At 37.3% G+C, this 12,141-nt stretch carries 9 protein-coding genes and 2 pseudogenes; 10 read left to right on the forward strand and 1 reads right to left on the reverse strand.

What is annotated here, in order from left to right; translation table 11 throughout:
• Positions 1-189 precede the first annotated feature (189 nt).
• The 6 genes from AB1A03_RS11015 (at position 190) to AB1A03_RS11040 (ending at position 5,465) form a co-directional block, all read left to right on the forward strand.
• A complete protein-coding gene (locus tag AB1A03_RS11015) occupies positions 190-477 on the forward strand; it encodes a hypothetical protein (protein WP_354624698.1) in 288 nt (95 codons plus the stop codon).
• Positions 478-848: 371 nt separating this feature from the next.
• Positions 849-1,844, forward strand: coding sequence for a hypothetical protein (locus AB1A03_RS11020; RefSeq protein ID WP_354624505.1), 996 nt, complete (start codon positions 849-851; stop codon positions 1,842-1,844).
• 485 nt (positions 1,845-2,329) lie between these two features.
• Entirely contained in the window at positions 2,330-2,767 is a 438-nt protein-coding gene (locus tag AB1A03_RS11025; RefSeq protein WP_354624699.1) for an RNA-dependent RNA polymerase family protein, read from the forward strand.
• Positions 2,768-2,796: 29 nt separating this feature from the next.
• Complete coding sequence (locus AB1A03_RS11030; RefSeq protein ID WP_354624700.1) at positions 2,797-3,924, forward strand: TIR domain-containing protein; 1,128 nt, start codon at positions 2,797-2,799, stop codon at positions 3,922-3,924.
• A gap of 376 nt (positions 3,925-4,300) precedes the next feature.
• Positions 4,301-4,444, forward strand: a complete 144-nt coding sequence (locus AB1A03_RS11035; RefSeq protein WP_354624701.1) for a hypothetical protein — start codon at positions 4,301-4,303, stop codon at positions 4,442-4,444.
• Positions 4,445-4,625: 181 nt separating this feature from the next.
• On the forward strand, positions 4,626-5,465 hold the full coding sequence (locus AB1A03_RS11040; RefSeq protein ID WP_354624702.1) for an inositol monophosphatase family protein: 840 nt from the start codon (positions 4,626-4,628) through the stop codon (positions 5,463-5,465).
• 319 nt (positions 5,466-5,784) lie between these two features.
• Here AB1A03_RS11040 and AB1A03_RS11045 read toward each other — a convergent pair whose 3' ends face one another.
• The gene (locus tag AB1A03_RS11045; protein WP_354624703.1) at positions 5,785-7,050 is read right to left on the reverse strand and encodes a carbohydrate porin; all 1,266 of its coding nucleotides are present in this window, start codon (positions 7,048-7,050) and stop codon (positions 5,785-5,787) included.
• 466 nt (positions 7,051-7,516) lie between these two features.
• On the opposite strand from AB1A03_RS11045, the gene AB1A03_RS11050 reads away from it, so the two are divergent.
• The 4 genes and pseudogenes from AB1A03_RS11050 to xylA all read left to right on the forward strand — a co-directional run bounded on the left by AB1A03_RS11050 (position 7,517) and on the right by xylA (position 12,044).
• A complete protein-coding gene (locus tag AB1A03_RS11050; RefSeq protein WP_354624704.1) occupies positions 7,517-8,794 on the forward strand; it encodes a family 8 glycosyl hydrolase in 1,278 nt (425 codons plus the stop codon).
• 468 nt (positions 8,795-9,262) lie between these two features.
• Positions 9,263-10,032, forward strand: a pseudogene (locus AB1A03_RS17370) (XylR family transcriptional regulator); the annotation flags it as partial.
• A gap of 102 nt (positions 10,033-10,134) precedes the next feature.
• A complete protein-coding gene (locus AB1A03_RS17375; protein WP_502945965.1) occupies positions 10,135-10,437 on the forward strand; it encodes a helix-turn-helix transcriptional regulator in 303 nt (100 codons plus the stop codon).
• A gap of 288 nt (positions 10,438-10,725) precedes the next feature.
• A pseudogene (gene xylA / locus AB1A03_RS11065) lies at positions 10,726-12,044 on the forward strand (xylose isomerase).
• The last annotated feature ends 97 nt before the right edge of the window (positions 12,045-12,141 follow it).

The following is a 12,141-nucleotide window of genomic DNA, read 5'->3' on the forward strand; positions in this document are numbered from 1 at the left end:
TAATAGATATTGTGATGATCATTTTAAATAAGATAAGTGGCGCGGTGCATTACATCATGATGCCATTTATAAAGCTGTTATGTGTTTGATATTTTTGAAGCCTTTGTGATAATTAATTGCCTTTCTTGCTTTTAAGACTTATTATGTCCGCAAGTTTTATCTGGCTATATTTTTAAAAGGGAATGATGTATGCAGTTTTTAATAGGGTTAGGGGTTTTAGTTGCCGTATGTGCTTTTTACTATTATGTATTGTATTCTCCAGCTCAACAAGGTGACTGGGAAAAGCTACCAACATTACCTGAATATTTAACTAAGCATCCTGAATGCAAAACTAGCGATGATGAAAATGCTAAATGCTATTCATGTGGTTCTGATAAAGTCATTTTTCAACCATTAACTGCTCACAATGACCCAAGGTATAAGCATATTTGTTTATCATGCAGTCGTACTTTATTTAGAAGTAGGTCAATTATTTAACTCGCGGAAAAACACATAACAAACAAGAATAGGTGTTGCGCAGCCGACACCTTATTCGGGTGTTGAACAAGCCCGATCGGGAATTGCTTCTCTTTATAGTAAATAGTGGATTTTGCTGAAGGCTAAATTTAATTTGTCACTTTTCTTTAGGCGAGTTTCGCTAATATACAATTGATAGTTCAATTATATCAATCTGTTATCTTTTTTGGTTGAATGCCAATACACCTCTTTTTATTCGCTTTCTGTTATGAATTCTTCGTAGAAGATCACGCGTGATGAGTGTAGTGCAGGACACCCACACCTTTTTGACTAAATAGAATATTATACCTATTATATAAACAGTGTTTTTGTTTACAGTTGTGGGGTTTGGTATGACACAATCACGTGCTTCGTTAATTTCTCTTGTGGACACACCTTATTATCATTGCATTTCTCGATGTGTTCGCCGTGCATTTTTGTGTGGCGAAGATAATTACAGCGGTAAAAACTATTCACATCGCCGGCAATGGATGGTCGATCGCATTCGGCAATTAAGTGATATCTTTGCCATTGATGTTTGCGCTTATTCGATTATGTCTAATCACTATCACCTTGTTTTACATGCAAATGAAGCCGAGATTAGCGCCTGTAGCGATGAAGAAGTTTGCCGACGTTGGTATCAACTTTATTCCGGCTCAGAAATAGTTTCGCGATGGCGCAAAGGGGAGCTGACTTGCGCAGGTCAAATAGAGGTGGCGCTTGAGATAATCAGCAAATGGCGTCATCGCCTGCTTGATATCTCTTGGTTCATGCGTGCGTTAAATGAATTTATTGCCCGCAAAGCGAACGCCGAAGATAACTGTAAAGGACGCTTTTGGGAAGGGCGCTTTAAGTCGCAAGCATTGCTTGATGAAAAAGCACTATTAACTTGTATGGCTTATGTTGATTTAAACCCCGTGCGGGCAAAAATGTCAGAGAGTGTGGAAACATCGGAATTTACGTCCATATTTGAGCGTATCCACAGTAAATGTAGTCACGATGAAGCGTTGCATTGCCATGATAACAGTAAACCCTTATTTGGTTTTGTAGCGGCAGAATGTGATGCGCCCCACGAAGGTATTCCCTATGCCTTGCTCGATTATCTAGAGCTTGTTGATTGGACTGGGCGAGCGATTCGAGAGGATAAGCGCGGCGTGATTTCGAGCCAACTGCCAAGCTTATTAAGTACCCTTGGTTTAGAGAGTGACACGTGGTTAGCCTTAGCCGTGAGTTTTGGTAAAGATTACCATGGTGCAGTGGGCTCACTTGAAGAGCTTGCCTTGTTTGCCGAGCACACTGGTCGCTGTTGGGTATCTGGGCAAAACAAACTAAGTTGTATGCTGCATTAACTCCCAATCATTTGTTTTTTTATTAACTATTAGCGCTTCGTTAAGGAGGCTCTGTGCGTTGATTTTAATAAAACTTGTTTAAACATATTGGATTGAGTCTCAAGTGCTGGAATCTAACTATTTCATTACAGCAAAGTGCGGATTAAGATTATTTTTAAAAGAATGGCTATTAGTTTTTTTATAAATGAAAAGGTATGGATGTCCCCGTTCTTTTCGTTCTTTCCGTTCTTTTATGCGCCGTTTATTGCAGCGTTAGCACTATTTGCATCACTGTAAATCATCCTTCCAAGCATTTGATAACTAGTGTATTATTCAATTCGGTTTCAACCTAAAATGTCTGAAGTTGTTACTGCTTTGGACTAGAAACTCAGGGTGACATATGCCCCTGCAGCCGACTTTAGCAGATTGTTTAATGTTTCTGTATTGCCTCTCGAGGTAGCGCAAGGTGATTGGGTTGAAACCACTTTTATCTAACGAGAATTTTCATGGTTAAAATATTAGATATTCTATCATTTAGCTCGGCCTCATTTGAGCCAGTTAAAATTTCATCAGAAAACACTTATGTTTGGAAAAACCCAAAACTTCACCCTCAACTAACTAGGAATGAGGAACTCGCAAAAGAAAAATTTATTGGATTACAGACCGATAATGATGTCGCTAATTTATTGGAAATTCCTGTAGGCCAACTTCTTCACATTCTTTATTCCCAAGATAAAAAATATAATACTTTTACAATAAAAAAGAGATCGGGTAAAAGCCGCATTATTGAAAGTCCACAACTATTAATTAAAATTTTACAAAATAAAGTAAGGTCTTTAATAGAAGCCCACTATAGAGTTAAAAAAAATGTACATGGTTTTGTGGGCAATGGAAAAGGCATTATATCTAATGCTGAACAACATAAAAAAAGAAATATGTTTTAAATCTAGACTTGCAGGATTTTTTTCATTCAGTGAACTTTGGCAGGGTTCAAGGTATATTCAGAAATATACCATTCAATATGGGAGTGCCAGCTGCAACGGTACTTGCTCAGTTATGCACTCATAATGGTAGGCTTCCTCAAGGTGCAAGTACCTCACCTGTTCTTTCCAATTTGGCATCAACGACCTTAGATAAAAAGCTTGTACAAATAGCAAAAAAGTACCATTTAACCTATACCCGATATGCTGATGATATTACTTTTTCAAGTAACAAGCCTTTTCCCCATTCTATTGTGGAAAAAGAAGAATTGGAAAATGGTGAATATAAGCATAAGGTTGGGATATTTTTAGAGCGGTCTATTAAAAGCTCTGGATTTAATATTAATCATAGTAAAACTCGCCTACAACATAAGTCACAAAGGCAAGAAGTCACTGGATTAGTTGTAAATGAGGGCGTTAATATAAATCGGAAATTTATTCGCAAAACTCGGGCCATGATACATGATTGGAGGAAAGACTTACTTGAAGCTGAAAAGCGTTTCATCAAAATTCGTTATCATGCAAAGGAATCTGAGCTTAATGCCAGTAAACTCGATGGTTCTATATATAAAAGAGCTGTATATGGAAATCTTAGCTTTATAAAAATGGTTAAAGGGGAAGAACATTCTCCTTATTTAACATTATGTAAACAGGTATTAGAGTTAGACAATACTCCGCCTGATTTTGTTGGAAAATTAAAAGGTATATTTGATATGTATGATATTTTTATTTGTCACGCTTCTGAAGATAAAAATGAGGTTGCACTGCCTCTGTATGAATCACTTAAACAACGTAAGATAAATGCATTTATTGATTGTTTTTCTATAGGTTGGGGTGACTCGCTTGTTGCAAAAATTAATACTGCACTTCAAAAATCGAAGTATGTTATTGCAATTATTTCAGAAGACTCGGTAAATAAGTCGTGGCCAATGAAAGAACTAAATGCTGTACTTTCTGCCGAAATTAGCTCTGAGCAAACAAAACTATTACCGCTTATGGTTGGTGACGGAGAAGCATTAATAGAAAAACTTCCTCTTTTGGCTGATAAGCTATTTGTTAGTTACGATAATAATATTAATGAAATTGCAGAAAAAGTTGAAGCTCACCTTGCAAAAGAATAGGTGTCGCGCAGCCGACACCTTATTCGGGTGTTGAACAAGCCCGATTGGAAATTGCTTCTCTTTATAGTAAATAGTGGATTTTGCTGAAGGCTAAATTTAATTTGTCACTTTTCTTTAGGCGAGTTACGCTAATATACAATTGATAGTTCAATTATATCAATCTGTTATCTTTTTTGGTTGAATGTTAACTATTTCATTACAGCAAAGTGCGGATTAAGGTTATTTTTAAAAAGAATGGCTATTAGATTTTTTATAAATGAAAAGGTATGGATGTCCCCGTTCTTCCCACTGGAATCTAACTATTTCATTACAGCAAAGTGCGGATTAAGATTATTTTTAAAAGAATGGCTATTAGTTTTTTTATAAATGAAAAGGTATGGATGTCCCCGTTCTTCCTAAAGCATTTACTGAGGCTGGTTTGGAGGCCGGCGGAAGAGTAGTGAGGCTCATTGACAGTAAAGCTGTAATTAATAAAGAATTGCTACTTACAGAGCAATTTTGCGAATTAAAAGGTGCATAACAAACAACAGTTGGTGTCTACTGTGTAGGTATTTCAATATGTTATTGATTTGCGCCTATTAAAAGATTTGGCTGCTGAGGTTATCTTTAAAATAATAATGGTTAATGAGTTAAGCCATAGTGACAGAAATGACAGCGGTGTTATTATATTTTCACATTTAATGCTCTAAGAGATAGTTACCATGTGGAATGCCAAAGTTGTTTACCAAACCAGCTGTGAATTGGCTGATATCGCCATTGCTCAGCAAAACAAATTGGTCACCGAAATTAAACCCGATAATAGTATCGTTACTCAAGCTGATAAAATGGTTGAGCAACGTGCGATTGAATTGCTTGCTAAACCTGATAAAAAAATTTTTGTGATTGGTGAAGAGACAGTAAAAGAGCTTTCTCAGCAAGCGCTAGACGCTGCACTAAAAGGCAACAGTTATTTAATTGACCCGATTGACGGTACCGTCCCTTATACGTCACTTACCCCGGTTTGGGGGATTTCGATTGGTTATGCGGAGCAGGGTAAAATTGTTGAAGGTTGTATTGTTCTGCCCGGCACCTTTGAAGTGATACTGACTGATAACGGTGTGACCTATTACGGCAAAGGGGGCGATAAATTACCGGATTTTGATAGTTTACAGCCGTTATCTCTTCAATTAAAAGAGAACTGCACAACACCTTCTCGCGTTTTAGCCATTAGCCAACACACCGCAAAAAATAGAAATGTCGCTAAACTGAAACGTGGTGTCGGTTGCTACTTCAGTGTGGTTTTCCCTTTTGTTTATTTGGCTCTGGGGCGAATGGCTGGCATCTACGCAAGCCTTAATGTGTGGGATAGTGGTGCTGGTTTTGCCATTTTGAAAAATTTAGGTTTTCATTTGGCCTTTGAAGACGGTCAAGCGGTGACCTTTGATGTTACAAAAGACTTTGATTTTTCCACTTATAAAGAGGGCAAAATTATGTCACGCCAAGCGATGATTATGTCACCAAGCAAAGCCTTTAGTGATGAGCTATTAGCAACGATTGAATGAGTTATACCCATACTATCTTTAATAGTGTGGGCTATATTGGGTGTAGTAGTTTCTTTGTTTTCCTCTAGATTAATTTATTAAGAACGACACTAATGAGTGCCCATCAAGAGATAATATGCGGTGTCCGAACATCACTTGAAATATTAGTTGGGGGATTTAATCTGCAGAGAAAAGAGTCTAGCTCAAATTCAATCTGACAGTTATCACAAATGAAATGGATAACTATCAGGTTAAATATGAGCTAGTATAAATAATTCACACGTTAATCAAGTCAACCAGAGTTAGCTGTAAAAGCGTGTCATTATTTTTGTTAAATAGATTACCACCAAGCTTCTACCATAGCGCCAAATTTAGTAACGTCAGTAGAGGAGTTGTCAATATGATCTACAGATCCTGTTACAGCATAAAAGCGAACTACGGGACGAGACCACATGAAGTGACCAAGTTGGAAGTTTTGTGACAAGGTCACTTTCCAAGCGTTACTATCATTATCTGAGTTATCAAGTTCTGCGTATTGGTAACCAACTTCTAATGCAGTAGCCATGTAATCATTCCAGCTGATTTGTGGGCGTACAGTTGCGCTGTATTCTGTTCTATCATCAAAACTTTGCCAACCACAGCCTTCATCATCTTTACAGTCAATGTATAGGTATGAACTAGCGTATTGCATTGCCATCATATCGTTAAAGTCAACTGAACCATTTAAGAATAGCATGTAACCTGCAGCGTCATGATCTGCATTTGGGCCAACTTCCCATCCTGCAGCATTTGCACCAGAAAGTGCTAATGCATCTGTTTCATAACGTGCTGATAATTGTAACCAGCCATTCGAAAAACCGTGATGATAGGCAGTATATAATTGCATTGCTTTGTCGTTCTCAATGTCTCTATTATCTGCAATATTTCCGCTTAGGCCAGCGTATGTTGCACGAAACTTTAATTTGCCTGATTCGCCAACTTTAATGTCATGTAGATGCATTAAAAATGCGGAAATATTACCATCATTCTGGTTCGCACTCCCTGCACCATTACCACCTTGTACCCAGCTTGTATCAAATTTTGCCCATCCAAAATCAAGATTATCAATACCAGCACCACCACCATCAGCACTCATCATAAAGTAATCGTTGATATCGGTTTGTTCGCGTCCATTAAATCGCTTACCTGCCCAGACATAAGCTTCGGGTTGAGATTCAAAAATGCCTTTACCGCCGCCGTAAAACTGCGCAATCTTGATGTCGGCATTACGCCATCCTTCATTAATGACCACTCCACCATTACCGTCCAAGTAACCGGTTGTTTCTGTAGTATATCCAGGAGTGTCGATCATCACATTGATATCGAACTTAGCTTTTTCCATTTCGAATCCTTGGGAAAGCATCCACTCCATCCAGTTGCCTTCGTTACCTAGACGTCCTGGGCCGTTGACAGAAGCATGATCCGCTTTTATGGCAATGATTGTGTCGTCAGATGCTTCTGATGCATAACGACCATAACCTGAAAAGTTGGGTGTGCCAGCGTGTGAGCTAATTGATGTTAAAGCGCATCCAAGAACAACTGATATAGTAAGTATATTTAATTTCATAGTATTAATTCCATATAATATGATTTGTTAATGTGGTTTGAAATTCGTTGTTTTATATCAATGACGAGTAGGTCATTGGAATAGCCATATAAATTCCTATTTATCGGCTAATCTAGTTTCGTGTAATTTTTCATCAAAAACAGTGCAAAATCTGGTTTGTTGATTATCTTTTTTTTACCAGCTATTGGTTATGTGATTTGGCACATAAAATTTAAACATTCAATTATTCACATCCTGTTAATGCGATAATCAAGCGTTTTAGCTCAAAAAACAGACAAGGTAAATTGTGTTTTTTTGCTTTTTATTTGTTGCTTTTTGGATTTTGTTCGTTTTTTTTAATATTCGTAAGTGGATTCACTATTTCAATATAAACTCTGAAATTTGATGATCTATAACCAGTTATTATTGCTATTCTTTTTGCTCTATTAAACATGCAATTGCTGATAATTGTAAAAAAGGATTTATTATGCCATTAACAAATAAATGTGATTTATTGATCAAAACTGCTGCTGCGATGCTACTACTTAGCAGTTTTTCTGCTTATGCTAAATTCGATAATACGCCTCCGACAACGGGGGCCTATGAGTCGGGAAATTACCGAAATTTGGCTGTAGAAATGGGTAAAAAAGATGGATGGACAAAGCTAAAAACTGGTTTTGATAATATGTTCGGCAGTAACGGTAAACAACAGTTATATTATGGATATAAAGAAAACGGCCAATACAAGGGGAGTTATATAAAAACAACGTCCACTAATGATATCCGTACTGAAGGTCAGTCGTGGGGGATGACCATAGCCGTTATGATGAATAAGAGAAGTGAGTTTGATAATCTATGGCGTTTCGCCAAGAAATATCAGAAAAATTCGACCAATCATCAGGATCCGAAAAAACAGGGAACTTATGCATGGCTATTAGCGTTTAATGAAAATGGCGTTGTATATAAAAAAGATGATGGCCCAGCGCCTGATGGTGAGGAATATTTTGCTTTTGCTCTATTAAATGCTGACGCCCGCTGGGGGAGTAGTGGAAGTATTAATTATTATCAAGAAGCATTAACAATGCTAACGACGATAAAAAATAAGTTGATGAAAAACCAAGTGATTGTTTTTTCGCCTTATGTTGATAATGTGACAGATCCTTCTTACCATATTCCTGCTTTTTATGATTACTTTGCGGATCGAGTAACTAAAGCAACGGATAAAACGTACTGGTCTGCCGTGGCGACTAGAAGCCGCAAATTCTTAAAGGACCATTTCGCTAAAGTAAATGGTGATCCTCACTGGAACTTGCCTACTTACTTAGCTAGACCTTGGGGAACTCCTGTTGCGGGTGAAATTTTTGCTGGTCAGAGTAATCCTGGTGATTGGTATGAATTGGATGCTTGGCGTGTAGCAATGAATGTTGCGCTTGATGCCCACGTGATGGGAGCTGAGCAATGGCATAAGGATGCTATCAATGGTATTTTGGGCGCGTTGAGTTATGACAAATCAGTAAACGGTGACGGTTGCTATAAGCAAGTATATGGATTTGGTGTTGCTGAAAGTCCTTATTGTGCTGGTGAAGGGCAAAAAGCAGCGAATGCAGTGGCATTACTTGCGTCTACAAATTCAACGGAAGCATCAAGCTATTTCAACGATTTTTGGAATACGCCACAACCCACTGGAAAATATCGTTATTACAACGGATCGCTCTACATGTTAGCTATGCTTCATGTTACTGGACACTTTAAATTTTATAAATAGCCCGTAGGCTGCTTACTTGAAGTTTAAATGACTTTAATACTAGCTTTTTTAAAGCTAGTATTTTTATCTATTTATCATCAGTTAGTACAATAAACGGTACACATATCCCTCCTTATTTATTTTAACATTACGCCTTTTCATAATGATTCTCACTGGGTTGCTGATTGAGTTCTGCTTCACAAAACAAAGACTTAAAAAGCTCAATATGGATTGTTTTATGGTAAAAATATAACAATTACATAACATTGAAGCGAAATTAAGTCTCTGCAATCTATCCATATAGCTATTTAATTAATAATAATAATGAGCGGAGTAACGCATTTTAGGCTCAGTTTTCCTACTTCTTTGTTATAACTGTGAATAATTTTTAATTTAGGTTGAAGAGAGTTATTTTTCATATTCTCTTTGTATTTTTAACCGTTATTAAATATCGCTAAAGGTTTCTTTATGAATAAAAATTACCGCATCATGCTCTTATTTAATGCTAATAAGGCTTATGATCGTCAAGTCATTAAAGGTATCGGAGAGTATTTACAGGCAACTCAATGTGATTGGGATATTTTTTTTGAAGATGATTTTTGTACTCATTTATCCCATATAAAGGATTGGGAGGGGACGGCATTATAGCTGATTTAGATGATCCGGAAATTGAATCATTAATATCTACTTTAACTGTTCCTGTGATTGGCATTGGTGGTTCATATGAAAATGAAGAGGATTACCCTAAGATACCTTATGTTGGTACAGATAACGTTAGTTTAGTTGAAACCGCTTTTAATCATCTGAGAGATAAAGGGTTAGAGAATTTTGCATTTTATGGTCTCCCTGAGCATCCTTCAATGCGCTGGGCTAATGAGCGAGAAAAAGCATTTAATAATATTATTAATCGAGAGAAATATTATGGTTCGGTCTATAGAGGGAACATAACAACCGCAGAAACTTGGCAATATGATATGAATCGTTTAGCTGATTGGCTTCAGCGTTTACCATCACCGATTGGTATTATTGCAGTGACCGACGCTCGTGCTCGACATCTTCTTCAGGTGTGTGAGCATTTGCAATTAATCGTGCCTTATAAAATTGCGATTATAGGTATCGATAATGAAGAGCTAACACGGTATTTGACTCGTGTATCCCTTAGTTCTGTCGGACAAGGGTGCAAGTCAATGGGCTATACGGCTGCAAAGATGCTACATAATCGGTTAACGAAGTTAGAGCAAGCAGCACTTAAGGGCAGTTTGGAAAACAGTTCTCCTCGTATCGTTGTCCCTGCTGTTAAGGTGTTTGAGCGACAAAGTAGTGATTTTCAAGCGATCAAAGATCCTTATGTAATTAGAGCCATGCATTATATTCGTAATAATGCTTATAACGGCATTAAAGTTGATCAGGTATTAAGTTATTTACGAATTTCTAGATCCAATTTAGAGTTGCGCTTTAAGGAAGAAAGAGGTCACTCGGTGCATTGTGAAATTCATAACGCTAAGCTCAAAAGGGCGTGTCAGTTACTGATTTCTACTACGATAACTATTGCAGACATACCAAGCCTATGTGGTTATCCATCATTGCAGTATATGTACACCGTTTTTAAAAAAGAGATAAAGATGACTCCGAAAGAATTCCGTTTAAAAAGCATGTTATCTTAATTCCATATTATTTTAAGGCACTTTACTTTGGAGGAACAAAAGTTATTTAAAATAAGAAGATGAATTCTTTGTGATTATCTGTTTAAAAATAAAGCGTACTGTTCGCGCGTTAAGTTTATTCGCATTAAATTTGACTTATATCAAGGAAATAAATGTGATATTGCGCACGTTAGTTAATTCCATGAACGCTCTTATCAAATTTCATAATTGAATGTATTACATAAAAAGAAAAAGATAGGTTGTATTGATAAACAACCGCTTTTTTAATCAAACAATGGAATCATCATTATGACTGAATTTTTTAAAAATGTATCCCCTATACAATTCGAAGGTATAACTTCGACAAATCCATTAGCATTTCGCCATTATGATGCTGACCGCATTATTATGGGTAAATCAATGAAGATCACCTGCGTTTTGCTGCGTGTTATTGGCATAACTTCTGTTGGACTGGTTCAGATGTCTTTGGTGCAGGAACATTTGATCGTCCGTGGCATAAACCGGGTAATGTGATGGATATGGCGAAGATGAAAGCGGATGCCGCTTTTGAATTTTTTAAAAAACTGAATGTACCCTATTACTGTTTTCATGATACGGACGTAGCACCTGAAGGTAATTCTTTAAAAGAGTATCAAAATAACTTTGCTGAAATGGTTGATGTGCTAGAAGGCAAGCAAGAAGAAACAGGCCTCAAGCTCCTTTGGGGCACGGCTAATGCGTTCTCAAATCCACGTTATATGAACGGTGCAGCAACGAATCCTAATCCAGAAGTATTTGCCTATGCAGCAACGCAAATATTCAATGCAATGGCGGCAACAAAACGCCTTGGTGGGGAAAATTATGTTTTATGGGGCGGAAGAGAAGGGTATGAAACCCTGCTAAATACAGATCTACGTCAGGAAAGAGAGCAACTAGGTCGTATGATGCAAATGGTGGTTGAGCATAAACATAAGATAGGCTTTAAAGGCGCTATTCTTATTGAACCAAAACCACAAGAGCCTACTAAGCATCAATATGATTACGATACAGCAACCGTTTACGGCTTCTTAAAACAGTATGGTTTAGAGAATGAAGTAAAGGTCAATATTGAAGCGAATCATGCCACACTTGCTGGCCATAGTTTTCACCATGAAATTGCTACTGCAACATCCTTAGGCTTATTCGGATCTGTTGATGCTAATCGTGGCGATCCTCAACTAGGTTGGGATACAGACCAATTTCCAAATAGTGTAGAAGAAAATACTTTAGTAATGTATGAAATTCTTAAAGCAGGAGGCTTCAGCACTGGTGGCTTTAATTTTGACGCGCGTGTACGTCGCCCCTCTATTGATGGTGCTGATCTGTTCTTAGGGCATATCGGTGGTATGGATGTTATGGCATTATCGTTAGAACGCGCTGTTGCTATGATTGAGAATGATGTGCTTGGGAAAAATATCGCGAATCGTTATGCTGGTTGGAATAGTAAAATGGGCAAAGGTATCTTAAACGGTGACTTGTCTTTAGAATTAATCGCTAAGCAAGCCGTTGCCGATAATATTAATCCAGTGCCTGTAAGCGGTGCTCAAGAATATCTTGAAAACGTGGTTAATGGATTTATTTTTAAATAATATATTCGTTATTTTAGGGGCCGCTTAGCTTCACTATTTTTCCTGTTGAGAGTAAAAATAGTGAAGCTAAAACGGCCCTTAATATAAAATGTTAAAG

This window comes from Psychromonas sp. MME2 (genome assembly GCF_040566515.1).
Classification (GTDB): Bacteria; Pseudomonadota; Gammaproteobacteria; order Enterobacterales; family Psychromonadaceae; genus Psychromonas.

What these genes read in the sequence shown, in the direction of transcription:
- AB1A03_RS11015 (WP_354624698.1), top strand. Translation starts at nt 190, where the DNA reads ATGCAGTTTTTAATAGGGTTAGGGGTTTTAGTTGCCGTATGTGCTTTT.
- AB1A03_RS11020 (WP_354624505.1), top strand. Translation starts at nt 849, where the DNA reads ATGACACAATCACGTGCTTCGTTAATTTCTCTTGTGGACACACCTTAT.
- AB1A03_RS11025 (WP_354624699.1), top strand. Translation starts at nt 2,330, where the DNA reads ATGGTTAAAATATTAGATATTCTATCATTTAGCTCGGCCTCATTTGAG.
- AB1A03_RS11035 (WP_354624701.1), top strand. Translation starts at nt 4,301, where the DNA reads ATGGATGTCCCCGTTCTTCCTAAAGCATTTACTGAGGCTGGTTTGGAG.
- AB1A03_RS11040 (WP_354624702.1), top strand. Translation starts at nt 4,626, where the DNA reads ATGTGGAATGCCAAAGTTGTTTACCAAACCAGCTGTGAATTGGCTGAT.
- AB1A03_RS11045 (WP_354624703.1), bottom strand. Translation starts at nt 7,050, where the DNA reads ATGAAATTAAATATACTTACTATATCAGTTGTTCTTGGATGCGCTTTA.
- AB1A03_RS11050 (WP_354624704.1), top strand. Translation starts at nt 7,517, where the DNA reads ATGCCATTAACAAATAAATGTGATTTATTGATCAAAACTGCTGCTGCG.
- AB1A03_RS17375 (WP_502945965.1), top strand. Translation starts at nt 10,135, where the DNA reads ATGCATTATATTCGTAATAATGCTTATAACGGCATTAAAGTTGATCAG.